This is a genomic window from Arthrobacter sp. NPDC092385 (assembly GCF_044755105.1).
Classification (GTDB): domain Bacteria; phylum Actinomycetota; class Actinomycetes; order Actinomycetales; family Micrococcaceae; genus Arthrobacter_D.
Map to the genome: position 1 here is coordinate 478,408 of NZ_JBIVQL010000001.1, position 20,422 is coordinate 498,829.

20 protein-coding genes are annotated in these 20,422 nt (G+C 68.9%); 12 read left to right on the forward strand and 8 right to left on the reverse strand.

The window, feature by feature from the left end; all coding sequences use genetic code 11:
* Positions 1 to 12: 12 nt before the first annotated feature.
* The 5 genes from ACIQCY_RS02310 (at position 13) to ccsB (ending at position 4,983) form a co-directional block, all read left to right on the forward strand.
* On the forward strand, positions 13 to 687 hold the full coding sequence (locus ACIQCY_RS02310) for a histidine phosphatase family protein (protein WP_400482267.1): 675 nt from the start codon (positions 13 to 15) through the stop codon (positions 685 to 687).
* A gap of 90 nt (positions 688 to 777) precedes the next feature.
* Positions 778 to 1,347 (forward strand): TlpA family protein disulfide reductase, encoded by a 570-nt coding sequence (locus ACIQCY_RS02315; RefSeq protein ID WP_400482431.1) that lies wholly within the window; start codon positions 778 to 780, stop codon positions 1,345 to 1,347.
* A gap of 105 nt (positions 1,348 to 1,452) precedes the next feature.
* Positions 1,453 to 2,169, forward strand: a complete 717-nt coding sequence (locus ACIQCY_RS02320; protein ID WP_400482432.1) for a cytochrome c biogenesis CcdA family protein — start codon at positions 1,453 to 1,455, stop codon at positions 2,167 to 2,169.
* A 55-nt stretch (positions 2,170 to 2,224) separates the two neighbouring features.
* Complete coding sequence (locus ACIQCY_RS02325) at positions 2,225 to 3,952, forward strand: cytochrome c biogenesis protein ResB (RefSeq protein WP_400482268.1); 1,728 nt, start codon at positions 2,225 to 2,227, stop codon at positions 3,950 to 3,952.
* Positions 3,949 to 4,983: a c-type cytochrome biogenesis protein CcsB gene (gene ccsB, locus ACIQCY_RS02330; protein WP_400482269.1), complete on the forward strand. Its 1,035-nt coding sequence runs from the start codon at positions 3,949 to 3,951 to the stop codon at positions 4,981 to 4,983. The genes ACIQCY_RS02325 and ccsB overlap by 4 nt, the downstream gene beginning before the upstream one ends.
* Positions 4,984 to 5,254: 271 nt before the next feature.
* Here ccsB and ACIQCY_RS02335 read toward each other — a convergent pair whose 3' ends face one another.
* On the reverse strand, positions 5,255 to 5,701 hold the full coding sequence (locus ACIQCY_RS02335; RefSeq protein ID WP_400482270.1) for a PLD nuclease N-terminal domain-containing protein: 447 nt from the start codon (positions 5,699 to 5,701) through the stop codon (positions 5,255 to 5,257).
* Between the two features lie 30 nt (positions 5,702 to 5,731).
* On the opposite strand from ACIQCY_RS02335, the gene ACIQCY_RS02340 reads away from it, so the two are divergent.
* Positions 5,732 to 6,037 carry a DUF4229 domain-containing protein gene (locus ACIQCY_RS02340; RefSeq protein ID WP_400482271.1) on the forward strand — a complete coding sequence of 102 codons (306 nt, stop codon included), beginning with the start codon at positions 5,732 to 5,734 and terminating at the stop codon, positions 6,035 to 6,037.
* 29 nt (positions 6,038 to 6,066) lie between these two features.
* Here ACIQCY_RS02340 and ACIQCY_RS02345 read toward each other — a convergent pair whose 3' ends face one another.
* From ACIQCY_RS02345 to ACIQCY_RS02360, 4 genes are all read right to left on the reverse strand, one after another.
* Positions 6,067 to 6,951, reverse strand: coding sequence for a 1,4-dihydroxy-2-naphthoate polyprenyltransferase (locus ACIQCY_RS02345; RefSeq protein ID WP_400482272.1), 885 nt, complete (start codon positions 6,949 to 6,951; stop codon positions 6,067 to 6,069).
* A gap of 51 nt (positions 6,952 to 7,002) precedes the next feature.
* Entirely contained in the window at positions 7,003 to 8,133 is a 1,131-nt protein-coding gene (locus ACIQCY_RS02350) for an AMP-binding protein (RefSeq protein WP_400482273.1), read from the reverse strand.
* 7 nt (positions 8,134 to 8,140) lie between these two features.
* Positions 8,141 to 9,094, reverse strand: coding sequence for a 1,4-dihydroxy-2-naphthoyl-CoA synthase (locus ACIQCY_RS02355; RefSeq protein WP_400482274.1), 954 nt, complete (start codon positions 9,092 to 9,094; stop codon positions 8,141 to 8,143).
* Between the two features lie 173 nt (positions 9,095 to 9,267).
* The gene (locus tag ACIQCY_RS02360) at positions 9,268 to 9,954 is read right to left on the reverse strand and encodes a TetR/AcrR family transcriptional regulator C-terminal domain-containing protein (RefSeq protein WP_400482275.1); all 687 of its coding nucleotides are present in this window, start codon (positions 9,952 to 9,954) and stop codon (positions 9,268 to 9,270) included.
* 106 nt (positions 9,955 to 10,060) lie between these two features.
* On the opposite strand from ACIQCY_RS02360, the gene ACIQCY_RS02365 reads away from it, so the two are divergent.
* Positions 10,061 to 10,789 carry a DUF4386 domain-containing protein gene (locus ACIQCY_RS02365; RefSeq protein ID WP_400482276.1) on the forward strand — a complete coding sequence of 243 codons (729 nt, stop codon included), beginning with the start codon at positions 10,061 to 10,063 and terminating at the stop codon, positions 10,787 to 10,789.
* Here ACIQCY_RS02365 and ACIQCY_RS02370 read toward each other — a convergent pair.
* On the reverse strand, positions 10,786 to 11,649 hold the full coding sequence (locus ACIQCY_RS02370; RefSeq protein WP_400482277.1) for an SGNH/GDSL hydrolase family protein: 864 nt from the start codon (positions 11,647 to 11,649) through the stop codon (positions 10,786 to 10,788). The two genes, ACIQCY_RS02365 and ACIQCY_RS02370, sit on opposite strands and share 4 nt — an antisense overlap.
* Positions 11,646 to 12,077 (reverse strand): hotdog fold thioesterase, encoded by a 432-nt coding sequence (locus ACIQCY_RS02375; protein WP_400482278.1) that lies wholly within the window; start codon positions 12,075 to 12,077, stop codon positions 11,646 to 11,648. Before ACIQCY_RS02375 ends, ACIQCY_RS02370 begins: the two co-directional genes overlap by 4 nt.
* A 466-nt stretch (positions 12,078 to 12,543) precedes the next feature.
* Here ACIQCY_RS02375 and ACIQCY_RS02380 point away from each other — a divergent pair, with 466 nt between their 5' ends.
* The 5 genes from ACIQCY_RS02380 to ACIQCY_RS02400 are packed head-to-tail and all read left to right on the forward strand — an operon-like array spanning position 12,544 to position 18,285.
* Entirely contained in the window at positions 12,544 to 13,836 is a 1,293-nt protein-coding gene (locus ACIQCY_RS02380; protein WP_400482279.1) for an extracellular solute-binding protein, read from the forward strand.
* A gap of 3 nt (positions 13,837 to 13,839) precedes the next feature.
* Positions 13,840 to 14,829 (forward strand): carbohydrate ABC transporter permease, encoded by a 990-nt coding sequence (locus ACIQCY_RS02385; protein WP_400482280.1) that lies wholly within the window; start codon positions 13,840 to 13,842, stop codon positions 14,827 to 14,829.
* Positions 14,826 to 15,740, forward strand: coding sequence for a carbohydrate ABC transporter permease (locus ACIQCY_RS02390; protein WP_400482281.1), 915 nt, complete (start codon positions 14,826 to 14,828; stop codon positions 15,738 to 15,740). The genes ACIQCY_RS02385 and ACIQCY_RS02390 overlap by 4 nt, the downstream gene beginning before the upstream one ends.
* Positions 15,737 to 17,206: a GH1 family beta-glucosidase gene (locus ACIQCY_RS02395; RefSeq protein ID WP_400482282.1), complete on the forward strand. Its 1,470-nt coding sequence runs from the start codon at positions 15,737 to 15,739 to the stop codon at positions 17,204 to 17,206. The genes ACIQCY_RS02390 and ACIQCY_RS02395 overlap by 4 nt, the downstream gene beginning before the upstream one ends.
* A complete protein-coding gene (locus ACIQCY_RS02400; protein WP_400482283.1) occupies positions 17,206 to 18,285 on the forward strand; it encodes a LacI family DNA-binding transcriptional regulator in 1,080 nt (359 codons plus the stop codon). Before ACIQCY_RS02395 ends, ACIQCY_RS02400 begins: the two co-directional genes overlap by 1 nt.
* Here the strand turns inward: ACIQCY_RS02400 and ACIQCY_RS02405 are convergent.
* On the reverse strand, positions 18,216 to 20,411 hold the full coding sequence (locus ACIQCY_RS02405; RefSeq protein WP_400482284.1) for a S9 family peptidase: 2,196 nt from the start codon (positions 20,409 to 20,411) through the stop codon (positions 18,216 to 18,218). The two genes, ACIQCY_RS02400 and ACIQCY_RS02405, sit on opposite strands and share 70 nt — an antisense overlap.
* Positions 20,412 to 20,422 lie beyond the last annotated feature (11 nt).

A 20,422-nucleotide genomic window follows, 5' to 3' on the forward strand; every position in this document is an offset into this window, starting at 1 on the left:
GAAACTGGAGGGATGCAGCGAGCAACCGTCCACCTGGTGCGCCACGGTGAGGTCCACAACCCGGAGGGGGTCCTCTACGGAAGGCTCCCCGAGTTCCATCTCTCCGAACTGGGCCGGCAGATGGCCGAGCAGATGGCGGGCTACTTCGCGCAGCGACGGAACGAGGGCGCCCGGATCGTGCACCTCGTGGCGTCCCCGCTGACCCGGGCCCAGGAGACGGCGCAGCCGGTCGCCGAAGCGCTCGACCTCACGATCACCACCGACGGGCGGATCATCGAGGCGGAGAACCGCTTCGAGGGGATGTCGAAGATCAAGAGCAGGCTCCGCCAGCCGCGGTACTGGCCACTCCTCGTCAACCCGTTCCGGCCCTCCTGGGGGGAGCCCTACACCCAGCAGGCCGTACGTGTTCTGGCGGCCGTCCAGGACGCGCGCCGTCGTGCCCTCGAACTCGGTGGCGATGCGACCGACCGTCCCGTCGAGGCCATCCTCGTGAGTCACCAGCTCCCCATCTGGGTCACGAGGCTCGCCGCCGAGCACCGCCGGCTCTGGCACGATCCGCGCCAGCGCGAGTGCACCCTCACCTCCATCACGTCGCTCGATTTCGACGGCGACACCATCCGGCGCGTGCGCTACGCGGAGCCGTGCGCCGACCTGCTGCCCGGTGCGGCGAATGTCCCCGGGGCGTAATAGAATTACTACACGTCGTAGAAATCAACGGAAGTAGCCGTGACCACAACCGCCCGTCCCACGAAGCGCCGCCTCCTGCTGAAGCTGGGCATGGCCCTGGCCTTCACCGTGCCGGTTTCGCTCGTGGCCACGTCCTGCGCGGCCGAGGATCCCCTCGCGCAGCAGGCCGCTGCGGGTGACGGCAAGAACTACATCGCCGGCGACGGCTCTGTCACGGAGTACGCGGAAGCGGACCGGGGCGAGCCCGTCGAGGTGTCCGGCACCCTGTTCGGCGGCACCCCCGTGTCCAGTGCGGAGTGGAACGGCCAGGTCACCGTCCTCAACTTCTGGTACGCCTCCTGCGCCCCCTGCCGCGAAGAGGCACCGGACCTCGTCTCGCTCCATGACGAGTACGGACCGCAGGGCGCCGCCTTCTACGGCGTCAATATCCGCGACGAGCAGGCCACGGCGGAGGCCTTCGAGCGCAGCTTCGCCATCCCCTACGAGAGCTTCAACGACAAGGACGGCGGGGTGCTGCTCGACATGACGCAGTACGTGCCACCGCAGGCCGTCCCCACCACGATCGTCCTCGACCGGGAGGGGCGCGTGTCCGCGCGCATCCTCGGCCTGGCCGACCGCAGCACCCTCAAGGCCCTGATCAGCGATGCGCTCGCAGAGTAGCGCGGCTGCCGGGTTCTGTCGGTGACCGGGCTCGTGGCGCCGCCGGCCGCGGCCTTTCCCCTCGTCGCGGGGAACGCCTTCGCCGACGCCGTCCTCAACGGCTCCATGCTCCTCGCCCTGCCGGTCGCACTGCTGGCGGGTCTCGTCTCCTTCGCCTCACCGTGCGTGCTGCCGCTGGTCCCCGGGTACCTCGGGTACGTCACGGGACTGACCGGGGTGGACCTCGAGAAGCAGAAGAGGGGCCGCATGGTCGCGGGGATCGGGCTGTTCGTGCTCGGCTTCTCGGTGGTGTTCATGGCCTACGGCACCCTGTTCGGGCAGCTCGGGGCCTTCCTGCGCGTCTCGCAGGGCTGGCTCATCCAGGTGTTCGGCGTCGTCGTGATCCTCCTGGGCATCGTCTTCATGGGCGGCTTCTCCTGGTTCCAGCGCGAGAGCCGCCTGCATGCGCGCGTTCCCGCGGGGCTCCTCGGAGCACCGTTGCTCGGGCTGACCTTCGGCCTCGGCTGGGCGCCGTGCATCGGCCCCACCCTCGGTGCGGTGCAGCTCCTCGCCATCTCGGGCAATGACGCGACGGCGCTGAAGGGCGCCGTCCTCACGTTCGTCTACTGCCTCGGCCTGGGCCTGCCGTTCCTGCTGATCGCGCTCGGGGTGCGGCGGGGGATGGGCGCCCTCGCCTTCTTCAGGAAGCACCGGCTGCTGCTGCAGCGCGCCGGCGGGGGGCTCCTGGTGCTCGTCGGGGTGCTCATGGTGACCGGTGTCTGGAACTTCTGGATCACGCGGTTGCAGGACCTCCTGATCGGCACCGTGGTCCTGCCGATCTGAGCACGGCGATGCACGGAAGCCACGCACGCGAACCGATTCTGATGGGAAGGGCACAGTGAAGCAGGACGTCACGCAGGACACGAGGGACACGGAGGGTGTCCGGGACGCCAGGTCCGACGTCGTCCTGCCCTCACTCGGGTTCCTCGGCACCCTGCGGTGGGCCTGGACGCAGCTGACGAGCATGCGCACGGCGCTGTTCCTCCTGCTCCTGCTCGCCGTCGCCGCGGTTCCCGGGTCGCTGTTCCCGCAACGGCCCGCGAATCCCGCGGTCGTCACGCAGTACATCCAGGACAACCCGGACTCCGGGCCCGTCCTCGACTGGTTCCAGCTCTTCGATGTCTATTCGTCGGTCTGGTTCTCCGCGATCTACCTCCTGCTCTTCATCTCCCTGATCGGGTGCGTGGTGCCCCGCGCGATCGCACACTTCAGGGCCGTGCGCTCCAAGCCGCCGCGCACGCCCAAGCGCCTCTCGCGCCTGCCCGTCTACGGGACGCTCGAGGTGCCGGCGGATCAGGCGCGCGACGCGGGCCTCACGCCGTCGTCCGCGGCCGAGCAGGCAGCCGCGGTGCTCCGCAAGCGGGGCTATCGGGTGGATGTGCGCGACGCCGGGACGGACCGCCCGTCCGTCGGCGCCGAGCGCGGCCTGGCCAAGGAGTTCGGCAACCTCGTCTTCCACACCTCGCTCATCGGCGTGCTGGTGTCGGTCGCCGTCGGCGGTCTCTTCGGCTACAACGGCCAGAAGGTGATCGTCGAGGGTGACAGCTTCGTCAACACCCTGATCGGCTACGACAGTTTCAACCCGGGCTCCAACTTCTCGGACGACCAGCTCGAGCCCTACTCCATCCGGCTGGACTCCTTCGACGTCCGCTTCGACCGGGAGCAGGAGAGCCACTACGGCCAACCGCTCGACTTCACGGCCAACGTCACCACGCAGGACGGCCCCGGCCAGGACGAGGAGCAGCAGGTCCTCAAGGTCAACGCGCCGATCACGATCGGCGGGACGAACGTGTACCTGGTCGGCAACGGCTACGCGCCGGTGGTGACCGTGCGCGACGGAGAGGGCAACATCGCGTCGCAGGGGCCGGTCGTCTCGGTCCCGTCCGACGGCCTGTACACCTCGCTGATCGTCCTCAAGGCGCCCGATGCGAAGCCGGACCAGCTCGGGTTCGTGGGATTCTTCCTCCCCACCGCGTTCGTGGACGAGGAGGGCGTGTCCTTCTCGAGGGACCCGGACCCCTTCAACCCGCAGCTCAATCTCAACTCCTACTACGGGGACCTGGGGCTCGACGACGGCACTCCCGAGAACGTCTACGTGCTGGACACCGAGAATCTCACCGAACTCAACAGCCGCAACAACGACGACGGCGGGATCGTCCTCGGCGTCGGCGACACCTACGACCTCCCCGAAGGCAAGGGGTCGGTCACGTTCGACGGGCTCAAGCGCTACGTGGCCCTCGACATCCACCACGATCCGGGTGAGGTGGGAGCCCTCGTGTTCTCGACCCTCGCGCTGCTCGGCCTGTCCGCGTCCCTGTTCATCGGGCGGCGCAGGCTGTGGGTGCGGACCGGCGAGCACCCCGACGGACGCATCATGATCGAGTACGGGCTGCTGGCGCGCGGTGAGGACCACCGGCTCCCGGCGGAGGGCAGAGCCGTCGAGAAGCTGCTGGCGGATCGCTGGTTGGTGCCGTCCGGCACCGCGGGGGAAAATAGGGAGCCGGGGGCCGCGACGTCGGCAGCCGGCACGAGGCAGCCGCACCACAACACAAAGGACAACTCATGACACCACCAGTCAACGCTGAGCTCGGGCAGGTCAGTGAGCTCTTCATGCTGCTGGCCTCCATCGCCTACGTGGTGGCCCTCGTCTTCTTCGTGCTCGACCTCGTGAAGTCCAGCTCGACCATCGGCAGCCTGGAGACGCGGCTGGCGAGCGAGCAGGCCGTGCCCGCCCGTGCGCTCGCGGGTGTCGGGGCGGGCAGCACCGGTTCGACGGCGGCAGCCGCGCCCGCGCACCCCACCACGGCCGACGACTCGATGGACTACGGCGCCGGGCCGCGGCGTGGAACGGCCCGCATCGCCGTCTCGCTGACCGTACTGGCCGCCGTCATCCACGGCGCCGCGGTCATCACCCGAGGCGTCGCCGCTCACCGGGTGCCGTGGGGCAACATGTACGAGTTCTGCACCACCGGTGCCTTCCTCGTCGCGGCCATCTTCCTCATCACGCTCACCCGCAAGGACCTGCGCTTCGTCGGTTCCTTCGTGGTGGGACTCGTGGTCATCATGCTGTGCGCTGCGACCGTCGGGTTCCCCACGCCCGTCGCCCGCCTCATCCCGGCCCTCCAGAGCTACTGGCTGATCGTGCACGTCTCCATCGCCGTCGCCTCCTCGGCGCTGTTCACCATCACGTTCGCCATGTCCGTGCTGCAGCTCCTGCAGACCTCACGCGAGGCAAAGCTCCTCGCGGGCAAGGCGGACACCGCGAAGTTCCTCCGCCTCGTGCCCTCCGCGCTGAGCCTCGAGAACCTCTCCTACCGGCTCAACGCCGTCGCGTTCGTGGGCTGGACCTTCACCCTCATGGCGGGCGCCATCTGGGCCGAGCAGGCGTGGGGCCGCTACTGGGGCTGGGACACCAAGGAGGTCTGGACGTTCGTGATCTGGACCGTCTACGCCGGCTACCTGCACGCCCGCGCCACGCGCGGCTGGACGGGCACGCGCGCCGCGTGGCTGTCGATCGTCGGATACCTCTGCATCGTCTTCAACTTCACGATCGTCAACATCTACTTCTCGGGGCTGCACAGCTACTCGGGAGTCTAGGAAGAGTGCGTCCCCAGCAGGGCGCAGGCAGTAATCGGGAGCCCCGTGGCATCAGCTGCGGGGCTCCCCGTGTTTCCGCGGTGTGCCCGGTCCTTGGAGGGCGTGCTGCGGGCGGGGGTCCCGCGGCAGTCTTCCCGGTGGGGCCGCGGACGGCCCGGTATCCGGGAGCTGTTCCACTCTGCCCACCGAGGAGGTCGGCTCAGTGGGAATGTTCGAACATTCCCACTGAGTAGCCGCTGTCAGTGGGCAGATCCCGCGGGGGAAACGCGGATCAGGGGCGATGCACTCCCGTGGAGCCTGAGCCGGCGTCGTCGTTGCCCTCGCCGTCGTGCTTGTCGTCCTTCGGCGGAGTGTCCTTGCCGGCCTCGCCGGCCTTGGCCTCGCGCTCCCGCTGCTCCTGCTCGCGGCGGCGGCGCTCCTGCTCGCGGGCCCGCTGGCGGCGCTGCGCCTCGAGGTTCTGCAGGAATGCGGGATCGTCGTCGGGAGCCGTGGGGTTGCGGGGTGCCGGGCGTCGCGGCCCGGAAGGCCCATCGCTGCGCGGGCGGCCGAACAGGAACCACATGCCGGCACCGATCAGCGGCAGGATCAGGATCGTGACGAACCAGGCGGTCTTGGAGATGCTCCGCACTTCGTGTTTTCGGCTCATGACGCAGTCGATCAGTGCGTAGATCACGACGGCGACCCCCAGGATCGCGGCGAAGAGCAGGAGGCGAGGCATGCGCCAATTGTAGGCGAGTAAACTTGGAGCGTGGCCTTCCTCAAATTCACAGCCCTACGCCTGTTGCTGATCGTCGTGTTCTACGTGGCCTGCGTGCTGCTGGGCCTGGGACTCTTCCTGTCCGCGGTGGTGGCCGCCATCCTCGCCTGGTGCGTGACCTACCTCTTCTTCCGCGAACTCCGCGATGCCGCCGCGGCGACCCTGCAGCGCCGGTGCACGCCCGGAGCCCCACCGATCCGCACGGCCGTGGAGCTCGACGACGCCGCTGCCGAGGATGCACTGGACCCCAACACCCCGGTCAACTCCGACCGTAAGCCGCGCCGCAACGCCGCCTGAGCCAGGAGCTGTGCGGCAGGGCAGCCTACCTAGGCGAGCACCGTGGTGATCGCGATCCCCGCAGCGAACAGCACGCTGAAGGCGAGGTTGATCAGGCCGGTCTGCTTCAGTACCGGGATCAGGCTCTTGCGCTTCTTGCCTGTGAGCATCAGCCAGCTCGGCATCAGGCACGCCGGGATGAGCAGCAGGACCAGGAGCACCCACGGGTACTCGTAGCTCAGGAAGAGCGGCAGCAGGACGGCCGCGGCGAGCATCATGACGTAGCTGATCCGGGCGGCGGTGTCGCCGAGCCGGACTGCCAGGGTCTTCTTGCCCACCACGCTGTCCGTCGGGATGTCACGGACATTGTTGGCCATCAGGAGGGCCATGGCGATCAGGCCGGTGCACACGGCGCCGATCCAGGCCGCACCACTCAGCCGGTCCGCCTGGGTGAAGGTGGTGCCCAGGGTTGCGACGAGCCCGAAGAACACGAAGACGAAGACGTCGCCGAGACCGAGGTAGCCGTAGGGGTTCTTCCCGCCCGTATAGCCCCACGCCGCGGCGATGCAGCCCACGCCGACGAGCAGCAGCACCCAGGCCTGCGACAGGATGATCAGCGCCAGGCCCGCGAGGACGGCGAGGCCGAAGCACGCGAAGGCGGCGAGCTTCACCTGCTGCGGACGGGCGGCGCCCGAGCCGGTCAGGCGGAGCGGGCCCACGCGCTCGTTGTCCGTTCCGCGGATGCCGTCTGAATAGTCGTTGGCGTAGTTCACGCCCACCTGCAGCAGCACGGAGACGATCGCCGCGAGGACCGCGTTGAGGGGCTTGAAGGATCCGAGGCCGTACGCGGCGGCGCTTCCGATGATCACCGGGGCGAAAGCCATGGGGAGGGTGCGGGGACGGGCTCCTTCAAGCCATTGAGCGGCAGTCGCCACAGGTTCTTCCTTCTGGTGGGTCGGTGGTGGTTCGGGTGTCCATGGAGCGGCCTAGGCGCGTTCGAGGAGCGTCCGGATGGTCCGGCGGTCGGGCTTTCCGCCCGGCAGCAGGGGGAAGGCGTCGAGCGTCACGATGGCCTTGGGGACGGCGTGCGCCCCCAGCTCGACGTGGATGGCCTGCCGGATGACGTCGGCCTCGACATCGCCCACGATCGCCGCTGCCACGGCAGTACCCCACTCCGTGCTGCTGATGCCGAGCACCATGGCCTGTTCGACGCCGGGCAGCGCCTCGATGACGTCGGAGACCCTGGCGGCGGAGACCTTCAGGGCGCCCGTGATGATGACGTCGTCGAGCCGGCCGTGCACCGTCACGGACCCGTCGAGGGCCACGTCACCGGCGTCGTCCGTCACGAACCAGCGCTGACCGGAGTTGAAGACGAACCTCTCCTCGGTGAGCTCCGGCGCGTTCAGGTAGCCGTCCGCCAGGACCGGGCCGCCGATGCGCAGGCGGCCGTCGACGGAACGGAGTTCGACGCCGTCGAGCGGGGTTCCGTCGTAGACGCATCCGCCGCAGGTCTCACTCATGCCGTAGGTCTCGACGATCTTCAGGTCGTGGCTGCGGGCGAGGGCCCGCAGCGGCGCTCCCGCCGGCGCACCACCGAGGAGGATGGCATCGAAGCGGCGCAGCAGCCGGAGTGTCTCGGGGGAGGGGTCGGCCAGCAGGCGGTGCAGCTGGGTGGGCACCAGTGACGTGAAGCGGACGCGGTCCGTCAGTTCCGCCGCGGCATCCGTGAAGGACTCCGGCGTGAAGCCCGCGGCGGTGTCCATGACCCACGGCTGCGTCCCGGCGTAGAGGGACCGCACGAGGACCTGGAAGCCGGCGACGTAGTGCACGGGCAGCGTGAGCAGCCACTGGCCCTCCGCCTTGAGCGCGAAGGCGGTGCCCATGGCCGAGGCGGCGAGGGCGTCGACGCTGAGCATCGTCTGCTTGGGTGTGCCGGTCGACCCCGACGTGCTGATGACCGCAGCGATCTCGTCGTTCGGCAGGAGGCCGTCGAAGGCCTGGTCCGGTAGCACGTGGGGCGCGACGGCGGGTCCTTCGCCGGCCAGTGCCGCTGCGAGGGGCTTCAGCAGCCCGAGCGGATCGAATCCCTCGGGTGTGTGGATGGGCAGGAGTTCCACGCCGCTCCTAGAAGTAGTAGGGGAACGAGGACCAGTCCGGGGTGCGCTTCTCGAGGAATGCTTCCTTGCCCTCCACTGCCTCGTCGGTCATGTAGGCCAGGCGGGTCGCCTCGCCGGCGAAGACCTGCTGGCCCGCGAGGCCGTCGTCGGCGAGGTTGAAGGCGAACTTGAGCATGCGGATGGCCTGCGGGCTCTGGCGGGCGATGTCGGCGGCGTACGCGAGCGCCGTCGCCTCCAGTTCCTCGTGGTCCACCGCCTCGTTGACCGCACCCATCTCCACCATGTCCTGTGCGGAATATGTACGCGCGAGGAAGAAGATCTCCCGCGCCTTCTTCTGGCCGATCTGCCGGGCCAGGAGCGCGGAGCCGTAGCCGGCGTCGAAGCTGCCCACGGTGGCGTCGGTCTGCTTGAACCTGCCGTGCTGCGCGGAGGCGATGGTCAGGTCGGCGACGACGTGCAGGCTGTGCCCGCCACCTGCCGCCCAGCCGTTGACGACGGCGACGACCACCTTGGGCATGGTGCGGATGAGTCGCTGCACCTCGAGGATGTGGAGGCGTCCGGCGCGTGCGGGATCGATCGTCTCGGTCGTCTCGCCCTCCGCGTACCGGTAGCCGTCGCGGCCACGGATGCGCTGGTCGCCGCCCGAGCAGAAGGAGTGGCCGCCGTCGCGGGGGCTCGGGCCATTGCCGGTCAGCAGCACGGTGGCGACGTCGGGCGTCATCCGGGCGTGGTCCAGGGCGCGGTACAGCTCGTCGACCGTGCCGGGGCGGAAGGCGTTGCGGACCTCGGGGCGGTCGAAGGCGATCCGGACGGTGGGGAGGTCGCGCACCACGGCGCCCTCGGCGTCGCGCTCCACCTGGCGGTGGTACGTCATGTCCGTGAAGTCCTCGAACCCGGTGACGACGCGCCACCGTGTGGGGTCGAAGATGTCGGATACCTTGGCGGGGAGCTCTGAAGTCACCCGTCGAGTCTAGCCGCGCGGCGGCGGGCGGGAACTCCCGCCGGTCCGCCCGGGGCACAGAGGACCGGCCGTGCCCCGGGTCCGGCCGACCCGCCGGGCGTGGGCGCTGGCGGGGTCCGGGATGATCTGGCGGGAGGTGAGGTGTGGCTGCGGGCCGGCGTGATGAAGGGGTCTCAGGCCGTGGCCGCGCGCCACGACCCCCGCAGTGCATCGATGCCGTCGAGGAGTAGGTCCAGTCCCACGCCGAACTCCTCGTCGTAGTCGTAGCCCGACTGCGCCAGTTCGACGACGACCTCCATCAGGTAGGGGTACAGCTCCGCGGCCTCGGCTGCCTGCCCCTCATGCGTCGCAGCCGCGGCCTCGGCAGACTCCTCCGGCGTCTCGAACGAGAGCGTCTTCTGCTGCAGGGCGAAGCCGTAGACGTAGGCGTCCAGGGCGGAGGTCACGTGGACGGTGGTCCGGAAGGAGAAGCCGCTCTCGCGCAGGCAGCCCATCATGGCGTTGTGCTGCCGCAGGCTCTCCGGTCCCGGTCTGCCGTGGGCCTCCATCAGTCCGATCGCCCACCGGTGCCGGGTGAGCGCGGCACGGAGCGAGACGGCGCGCTCGCGCATGGCACGCTTCCATCCCCGCTCCGCGTCCGGCTCGGTCACCTCGCCCCAGACGATGTCCACCATCCCGTCGAGCAGGTCCTCCTTGTTCGCGACGTGCTTGTACAGCGCCATCGGAACCACCCCGAGCCCCTGCGCGAGCGTGCGCATCGTGAAGCCGTCGATCCCCACGTCATCGGCGAGCAGTATGCCGGCATGCAGCACCGCCTGCCTGTTGAGGCGGCGACGCCCGGCTTCCTCCTGCTGGGCCACGGATGCTCCTTCCGGGGTGCGTACTGGTCCGTTGACAAAGTGTACGCACTACACCTACCGTCGAGGCACAAGTGTACGTCGTACACATCGGGCCGACAGGAGCATCATGACATCCGACGACAGGGCTGCCCGGGTAGCCGGGATCTTCTTCCTCATCACATTCGTCTCGGCGATCACGGGCGCCGTGCTCTACGCGCCGGTACTCAGCGACCCGGACTACGTCACCGGCCCGGGAGCGGACGTCCGCATCCTCCTCGGCGTCCTGTGCGAGATCGTGCTGGTGATCACGAACATCGGCACCGCGATCGTCCTCTTCCCCGTGCTCCGGCGCCACCACGAGGCCGCGGCACTCGGCTACGTCGCTGCGCGGATCATCGAGTGCGTGCTCATCGTCGTCGGCATGCTCGGTGTGCTGACCGTCGTGACCCTTCGCCAGGCCCAGGAGGGCGGCGGGGACAGTGCGTCCTCCGTGCCCGTGGCCCGCGCCCTCGTGGCCCTCCATGACTGGACGTTCCTGCTCGGCCCGGGCTTCGTCGTCGGGATCGGGAACGGCCTGCTGCTCGGGTTCCTCATGTACCGGGCGGGCCTCGTGCCCCGCCGCATGGCGCTGCTGGGCCTCGTTGGAGGGCCTCTCATGTCGGCGTCCGGAATCGCGGTGCTCTTCGGGGCGTACGAGCAGACGTCGGTCTGGTCCGGGCTGGCCACGCTCCCGGAGATCGCATGGGAGGCATCGCTCGGCATCTACCTCACGTTCAGGGGGTTCCGCCGGCCGGGCTCGCGCGCTGCAACCCTGCCGGGTGGCGTGGGCGAGGCAGGCTGGGTTCCGCGTCCCTAGCGCTGGAGCTGGGCGAAGTTCACCGCACTGCGCACGGCGGGGAAGTAGCCGGACTTGTAGCCTTCGGCCGTGGGGTGCAGGTTGTCAGCCGCACCGGCGCGGAAGGTGATCCAGGGCGACGGCGAGCCGAGGCCGTGGCCCTCGAACTTCGGGACCAGATCGACGAACGTGAACCCGTTGGCCGTGGCCTGCTGGCGGATCACGGTGTTGAGTGAGTCCGTGCCGGCGTTGAAGGCCGTCTGCGACGCCACGGGGATCATGGGATTCCCGAACTCCGGTGAGAAGAGATGCGGATACCCGGTGACCACCACGGTGGCATTCGGCGCGGCAGCCTTGATGGATTTGTACAGGGCGTCGAGGTTCAAGGCCAGGACCGGCAGTGACGCCGCGTTCTGGCCGGCGACGAACTGTGCGCACACGGGTGCCGGCTGGGTCGCGCACACGCCGGCCGCCTCCCCGAACCCCGCGTCGTTGCCGCCCGCGGAGATGGTGACCAGGTCCGTGGAGGGGGACAGTGCTCCGGCAGCCCTCGCTCGCGTCACTTGCTCCGGAAGGTCGAGGGCGCCACCGGGTTCCGTCGCGACCTTCGCACCGGCGCAGGTCGCGTCCGCCACGAGCTCCACCTGCTTCTTGCCGTCCAGGATCCCGGGCAGGCCGAGCGGGGACTGGCCGCAGGCGTTGACGTAGGAGCCCGCGCCGAAGCCGGACGCGTAGGAGTCCCCGAGGGCCACGTAGGCGAGGGGCGCCTTCGGCGCGGCGACAACCGGGCCTGCTCCGCCGGCAAGAACGGCGCAGGTGGCGGCCGCGAGGGTGACGGTCCTGAGGAAGCGGTTCCGGAGGGGGTGCGTGGGGGAAGTCATGGCCTAACCGTACCCGCGGACGCGGGCTTGTCGAGGAGGAGATTCGTGATGCGGAGGGTGCACAGGCGCCGGCCTGCCTGATCGGTGATCAGTACCTCGTGGGTGGTCAGGGTCCGGCCCAGGTGGATCGGCGTCGCGGTGATGGTGACCGTGCCCTCCCGCGTGCCCCTGTGGTGCGTGGCTGAGACGTCCACCCCGACCGCCGTCTTCCCGAAGGTCGAGGCATGGATCACCGCAGCCCACGAGCCGACCGCCTCGCCGACGGCGAGGGAGGCCCCGCCATGGAGGAGCCCGAAGGACTGGCGGTTGCCCTCGACCGGCATGGTCGCCACGACACGATCGACGGATTGCTCGACGATGGCGACACCCATCTTCTCGTCGAGTTCACCGAGCGTGATGGTCCATGGGGTAGGTAACTCGTGCGTCATTGCGTGGCTGCTCCTGGCGGTGCGATCCGGCGGGGTTCGTCCGCCACTCTAGCCCCCGGGAACGCGGCGCCTGGACGCAGGGGGGCTATAACAATAGGATCACGAGCTACCCGCCGACCCCCTTCTGACCTGCGGAGATACCGCGCTCTATCTCGAGGCAAGGCCGGTGGAAGCGCTCCCACTTGACAGTGCGCTACGTCACAGTCAGGATGGGTGCACAGCGTGAGAGCGCTCCCACCGGGGTTGATCTCCCGGCCCGGATCGCAACTCGCGCTGTTGCCACCACTCGCGCCGGCGGCGGGTCACGGGTGCTCCCGCAACCCTCCGCCGCACCATCGTCCTGGATCCGATCCGCACCGATCGGCCCGACGGCCGCGTCCCGTCCGGACACAGTGCCCACCAGGAAAGTCCTACCCAGAGCCCGCTGCACCCCGCAGCGGGATCAGAGCTGACAAAGGAGTCACCCGTGCACAGCAGAGCACGCATCACCGCACTGTCCGCCGCCGCCGCATGCCTCGCCCTGGCCCTCACCGCCTGTGGATCCGGCGGTGCTAACAGCGCCGGTGTCGAAGGAGAGACCGGCACGGAGGACGTCACCCTCTCCGTGGGCACGTTCAACGAGTTCGGCTACGAGGAACTCTTCAAGGAATACGAGGAGCTCAACCCGAACGTCACCATCGAGCACAAGAAGGCCGCCACCTCGAACGAGGCCCGCGACAACCTCACCACCCGGCTCGCCGCCGGGTCCGGCCTCTCCGACATCGAAGGGATCGAGGTCGACTGGCTGCCCGAACTGCTCGAGTTCCCCGACCAGTTCGCCGACCTCAGCGACCCCGCCGTGGAGGGCCGCTGGCTCGACTGGAAGACCGAAGCCGCCACCACCGAGGACGGACAGCTCATCGGTTACGGCACCGACGTCGGCCCCCAGGCCGTGTGCTACCGGGCAGACCTGTTCGAGAAGGCCGGACTGCCCAGCGACCGCGAATCCGTCGCGGAGATGCTCGAGGGTGACTGGCAGAACTACTTCGACGCCGGCAAGAAGTTCGTCGCCGCGAGCGGCGGCGTGGCCTGGTTCGACTCGGCCGGAGCCACCTACCAGGGCATGATCAACCAGGTCCAGAACGCCTACGAGGAGGATGACGGAACCGTCATGGCCACGGACAACCCCGAGGTCAAGGACATCTACGAGCAGGTCCTGCAGGCCTCGGTCGAGGACGACCTCTCGGCGCATCTGACGCAGTGGGAGGACGACTGGACGGCGAGCTTCCAGTCCGATGCCTTCGCCACGAAGCTCTGCCCGGGCTGGATGCTCGGCATCATCGAGGGCAACGCCGAAGGCATCGACGGCTGGGACATCGCCGATGTCTTCCCCGGCGGCGGCGGCAACTGGGGCGGCTCGTACCTGACCGTCCCCACCCAGGGTGAGAACCAGGCCGAGGCCAAGAAGCTCGCCGAGTGGCTCACAGCGCCCGAGCAGCAGATCAAGGCCTTCGAGTCCAAGGGCACGTTCCCGAGCCAGGTCGAGGCGCTCGAGAGCGAGGAACTGCAGGGTCAGGTCGATCCGTTCTTCAACGACGCACCGACCGGTGAGATCCTCGCCAATCGCGCCACGGCCGTCGAGGTCACGCCGTTCAAGGGTCCCAAGTACTTCGCGATCAATGACGCGATGCAGCAGGCCCTGACCCGTGTCGACGTCGACAAGACCGACGACCCCGCCTCCTCCTGGGAGAAGTTCGTCACCGCTGTAGGCGCTCTGTAGCACGTGGCCGTCACGGACCGGGTTCAATCCCCACCTCCCGACACGAACCGGCAGGCTTCGCGCGACAAGAGCGTGAAGCGGCTGGCCTTCTCCCAGAAGGTATCGAAGTGGGACGTCAAACTGTCCCCGTATATCTACATCTCGCCGTTCTTCCTGCTCTTCGCCATCACGGGCCTGTTCCCCCTGCTGTACACGGCATGGGTCTCGCTCCACAACTGGAACCTCATCGGTGGCCAGGGCGAGTTCACGGGGCTCGAGAATTTCCAGTTCGTGCTCTCGCAGCCGTTCTTCTGGAATGCGGTAGGCAATACGTTCAGCATCTTCCTCCTCTCGTCCGTCCCGCAGGTAGTCCTCGCCATCGCCATCGCGGCGGTGCTCGACGCCAACCTGAGGGCCAAGACGTTCTGGCGGATGGGCGTCCTCGTCCCTTTCGTGGTGGCCCCCGTGGCCGTCGGGCTGATCTTCAACAACCTCTTCGCTGACCAGGCAGGCCTGTTCAACGAGCTGTTGACGGGGATCGGGCTGGACCCGGTCCGCTGGCACGCCGACTCGCTCGCGAGTCATGCGGCCATCGCGACGATGGTCAACTTCCGCTGGACGGGCTACAACGCCCTCATCTTCCTCGCCGCCATGCAGGCCATTCCCCGGGATGTCTACGAGGCGGCCACCATCGACGGCGCCGGGCGGCTCCGGCAATTCTTCTCCGTCACCGTTCCCATGCTGCGCCCGACCATCATCTTCGTGGTCATCACCGCCACCATCGGCGGGCTCCAGATCTTCGACGAAGCCCGGGTCTTCGACCAGGCGGGCCTCGGCGGGGCGGACCGGCAATGGCAGACGCTCACCATGTACATCTGGGAGCTCGGCTGGGGCCAGCGCAATTTCGGCAGGGCCTCGGCGGTCGCCTGGCTCCTGTTCCTGATCATCGTCATCATCGCGATGGCCAACTTCCTCATCACCCGCCGCATCGCAAGCCAGGGAGGCCGACGATGAGTTCCATCCCCATGATCGAGCAGACGGCGGGCAAGGGCGCTGCCCGCGCGGCCCAGCGTGGGCTCGGCTCCAAGCGCCGCGGCGCTCCGGGCGGCACCATGCGGCGCCCGGGCTTCCTGACCTATGGATTCCTCGGGGCGGTCATCCTCGGCTCGGTGTTCCCGCTCTGGTGGTCCTTCCTCGTGGGAAGCCACGACAGCTCGGTGATCAGCAAGGGTGTCCCCCTGTTCCCGGGCGGCAACTTCTTCGCCAACGCGGCCACCGTGCTGGACAGCATCCCGTTCTGGAAGGCGCTCAGCAACAGCATCATCGTCTCCTCCGTGACGGCGGCGTCCGTGGTGCTGTTCTCCACCCTCGCCGGCTTCGCCTTCGCGAAACTCCGCTTCCGGGGCAGCAAGGGCCTGCTGGTCTTCGTGATCGCGACGATGGCCGTTCCCACCCAGCTCGGCGTGGTGCCGCTGTTCATCGTCATGGCGAAGCTCGGCTGGACCGGCTCGCTCTGGGCCGTCATCATCCCCGGCGTGGTCACGGCCTTCGGCGTCTTCTGGATGACGCAGTACCTGCGGGACGCCCTGCCGGACGAGCTCATCGAGGCCGTCCGGATCGATGGCGCCTCCATGATCCAGGCCTTCTGGTACGTTGGGCTCCCGGCCGCACGGCCGGCAGCGGCGATGCTGGCACTGTTCACGTTCGTCGCGACGTGGACCAACTTTTTCTGGCCGTTCATCGTGCTGGATCCGTCCAACCCCACCCTCCCGGTGGCACTGCAGCTGCTTCAGGCCGCGCACTTCGTCGACTATTCGATCGTGCTCGCCGGAGCCGTGCTGTCCACCATCCCCCTGCTGCTTCTCTTCGCCGTAGCGGGACGCCAACTCGTTTCAGGAATCATGCAAGGAGCAGTCAAAGGATGAGCAGCACCGACATCACCTTCCCCGAGGGTTTCCTCTGGGGCGCGGCGACCGCCGCCTACCAGATCGAGGGCGGAGCCCAGGAGGGCGGCAGGGGGCCGTCCATCTGGGACACGTTCGCCAGGGTCCCCGGGGCAGTGGCGGATGCGCACAACGGCGACGTGGCGTGCGACCACTACCACCGCTCGGCCGACGACGTCGCGCTCATGAAGAGACTCAACCTGCAGGCGTACCGTTTCTCGACGTCGTGGTCCCGCTGCATGGCCGACGGCGTCACCCCCAATATCGAGGGCATCCGCTTCTACTCCACGCTCGTGGACCAGCTTCTCGAGGCCGGCATCAAGCCGTGGCTCACCCTCTACCACTGGGACCTCCCGCAGGCCCTCGAGGACAAGGGCGGCTGGACCAACCGCGAGACCGCCTACCGCTTCGCCGAGTACGCAGCGGTGATGCACGAGGCCCTCGGCGACCGCGTCCGCATCTGGACCACCCTCAACGAGCCCTGGTGTGCGGCCTTCCTCGGCTATGCGGCCGGCGTGCACGCGCCCGGACGGCAGGAGCCGACGGCGGCCCTCGCCGCTGCGCACCACCTCCTGCTCGGGCACGGGCTCGCGACGCAGGAACTGCGCCGCCGCGACGCGGACGCGACGCTCGGCATCACCCTGAACCTGACGGTGCCGGACCCCCTCGATCCCTCGAGCGAGGCGGATCGCGATGCCGCCCGCCGCATCGACGGACAGTTCAACCGCATCTTCCTCGACCCCGTGCTGCGGGGCGCCTACCCCGAGGATGTCCTCCAGGACGTCGAGCACCTGGGGCTGACCGATCACATCCGTGCGGGCGACCTCGAGATCATCGCGACCCCGATCGATGTGCTGGGCGTGAACTACTACCACGGCGAGGCCGTGACCAAGGCGCCGTCCGGCGAGGCCGCACCGCAGGAGGGCCACGCGCCGCTCGAACGCCCGGTGTCCTCGCCCTACGTCGCCGCCCACGGCGTGCGTTCGGTACCGCGCGGACTGCCCGTGACGGCGATGGACTGGGAGGTGCAGCCCGACGGGCTCCGCCGCCTGCTGAACCGGCTGCAGGACGAGTACACCGGGCCGGCCGGCATCCCCATCTACGTCACGGAGAACGGCGCCGCCTACAACGACGTCGCGGATGCGGACGGCTTCGTCGACGACCAGGACCGCCTCGGCTTCTTCGACGTCCACGTGCGGGCCATGAAGGACGCGATCGACGACGGGGTGGACCTCCGCGGCTACCTCGCGTGGTCGCTCATGGACAACTTCGAGTGGGCCTGGGGATACCACCAGCGCTTCGGCCTCGTGCGCGTTGACTATGAGACGCAGGAGCGCATCCCGAAGGCGAGTGCCCTCTGGTACGCCCGTCTCGCTGCCTCCAACGTGCTGCCCGACAAGGACGCAGCCGCGGGCTCCCAGAAGGAGGGTGTCGTATTGTCGAGGTGATGAACGCCTCCCCGCCCCGATCGCTGCGCCAGGCCGCCCCCCGCCCGAGCCCCACGCTCGAGGACCTCGCACGGGCCGCCGGCGTCTCGCGATCCACCGCATCGCGAGCGATCAACGGAGGGGACCGCGTCAGTCCTGAAGCCCAGGCGGCCGTGGACCGCGCCGTCGTCGCCCTCGGGTACATCCCGAACAGGGCGGCGCGGAGCCTGGTCACGCGCCGCACGTCCTCGATAGCCCTGGTCATCCCGGAGCCGGACGTCCGCGTCATGATGGATCCCTTCTTCGCCGTCGTCATCACCGGCATCACGGAGGCGCTCCGGGAGACCGACGTGCAGCTGGTGCTGCTGATGTCGAGGACCCACGACGACTCGTCCCGCACCCTGCGCTACCTGCGGGGCGGGCACGTCGACGGCGCCATCGTGGTCTCGCACCACGAGTCCGACTCCTGGGCGAAGTCGCTGGCGCAGACGGGCCTCCCGACCATCTTCATCGGCCGGCCGTGGGACACGACCTCCGACGTGACGTATGTGGATACCGACAACGTCGGGGGCGGGCGCCTCGCCGCGCAGCACCTGGCGAGCATCGGCCGACGGCGCCTCGCGACGGTTGCCGGTCCTGCGGACATGACCGCCGCCGTCGACCGCCTGCGCGGATGGCGGACCGGCCTCGCCGAAGCGGGCCTGCCTGAGGGACCCGTGGTCCATGCGGACTTCACCACGGACGGGGCGGCCGCGGCAGCACGCAGGCTGCTGGCCGAGCATCCCGATATCGACGGGATCTTCGCGGCGTCGGATCTCATGGCGCTCGGCGTCATGGAGGTCATCCACGCCGCGGGCAAGACGGTCCCGGGGGACATCGCCCTGATGGGCTACGACAACCACGCGGTCGCCGAGACGGCGCCGACGCCGCTCACCACCATCACGCAGCCCATGGTCGAGATGGCCGTGAAGGCAGGGTCGATGCTCCTCGAGGAGATCGAGGCTCCGGGCTCGCACCCGGAGCCGGTCGTCTACTCGACGGAGCTCGTGGAACGCGCCAGCACCTCGGTGGCTCCCACCGCGTCCGCGGCGAACGCGTAGTCCCACGCGACGTCGCGCCAGCGCGAGTACCGTCCGCTCGCCCCGCCGTGCCCGCCGTCCATCTCCGTCTTCAGGACGATCGGCTCGGTGCCCGTGGTGGTCTCGCGGAGCTGCGCCACCCACTTCGCGGGTTCCACGTACAGCACGCGCGTGTCGTTGTAGCTCGTCACGGCGGCGATGCGCGGGTACGCCACGGGCCGCACGTTCTCGTACGGGGTGTACTCCTTCATGTAGCGGTACACCTCGGGGTCCGTGATGGGGTTGCCCCACTCCTCCCACTCGAGGGCCGAGAGCGGCAGTTCCGGGTCGAGGATCGTGGTCAGGGCATCCACGAAGGGTACCTGCGCCACGATCGCCCGGTACTTCTCCGGCGCGAGGTTGGCGACCGCGCCCATGAGCAGGCCGCCCGCCGACCCGCCCATCGCGGCGATCCGCCCGGCATCGACCCAGCCCGAGGTGACCAGGTGGGTCGTGGCGTCGACGAAGTCCGTGAAGGTGTTCTTCTTGTTCAGCTTCTTGCCCTGCTCGTACCAGCTGCGGCCCATCTCGCCGCCTCCGCGGATGTGCGCGGTGACGAAGATGATGCCCCGGTCCAGCAGGGACAGCCGGGCGATGGAGAACGCCGGGTCCATGCTGACCTCGTAGCTCCCGTAGGCGTAGACCACGGCGGGATTCGTGCCGTCCTGGGCGAGGTCCGCACGGCGGACGACGGAGAGCGGTATCAGCGTCCCGTCGGCGGCGGGTGCCCACTGCCGTTCGGCGACGTAGTCGGCGGGGTCGTAGCCGCCGCGCACCTCCGTCTCCTTGCGCAGCTCCAGCGAGCCGCCCTCGAGGACGTAGTCGTAGACGCGCGGGGGAGTGAGGTAGGAGGCGTAGGACAGCCGGATGATCGGGGAGTCGAACTCGGCATTGGCGAGGTTGCTCGTGAAGAGCTCCTCGTCGAAGTCCGGTTCCGTCGGCAGCCCCTGGTCCGCCGTCCCGAGGCCGGCGAGCGGGAGGACCTGGACACGCTCGATGGTGTCCTTCCGGACGGACAGCACCAGGTGGGTGCGGGTGACCGCCACGCCGTTGACGCGCACGTCGTCGTCGTGCGGGACGACCGTCGTCCACGCCTGCTCGGCGAGCGGCCGGGAGAACTCCGCGGCCGCGACCAGGCTCACCATGGAGTTCTTCGCTCCGCGGTCGTGGGTCAGCAGGTAGTGCGGAACGCCGCCGATGCTGAGGGGTTCGGCGTCGTACAGGATGCGCTCGTCGCGCGGGATGAGCGTGGTCAGCCCGTCCTGCGGCCTGGAGAGATCGAGGACGCGGTACTCGCTGTACTCGGAGCAGCCGATGCTGATGAGCAGCTGCGTCCGGTCCGCCGACACCTCGAAGCCCGTCCACATGGCGACGTCGTCCTCCTGGTACACGACGACGTCGTCCGCCACGGGCGTGCCCAGCGTGTGCGCCCGCACCTGGTACGGGCGCCAGGAGTCGTCGACGACCGTGTAGTAGACGCGCGAGCCGTCGGGCGAGAAGGACAGCCCGTAGAAGATGTTCGGCACCTCGTCGGGAAGGAGCGCCCCGGTTCCGAGGTCCTTGATGCGCAGCGTGAAGCGCTCGTCGCCGGCGTTGTCCTCGCAGTAGGCGAGCAGGGTGCCGTCCTCGGTGACGGACATCCCTCCCAGGGAGAAAAACGGCTTGCCCTCGGCGAGTTCATTGCCGTCGAGCAGCACCTGCTCGCCGGGGACGGGCCGGCCGGCGACCACCTCGGGTGGTGTCCAGTCACGGCCGAGATCCCCCGTGTCCTCGGCGGCCACGCGGCACTGGATGCCGTACTGCTTCCCCTCCTCCGTGCGGGAGTAGTACCACCAGCCCTTCTTGCGGGCGGGGACGGACAGATCGGTCTCCTGCGTGCGGTCCTTGATCTCGTTGAAGATCGCCTCGCGCAACGGCTCCTGGTCGCGCGTGACGGCGTCCGTGTACTCGTTCTCGCGCTTGAGGTAGTCGATCAGCTCGGGGCTCTCCTTCTCGCGCATCCATTCGTAGGAGTCCACGAACGTGTCGCCATGGTGCGTGCGCAGGTGCGGCACCTTCCTGGCCGGGGGCGGGACGGGGACGACGAGTGCGGTGGCATCAACGGTCATGGTTCCCATCT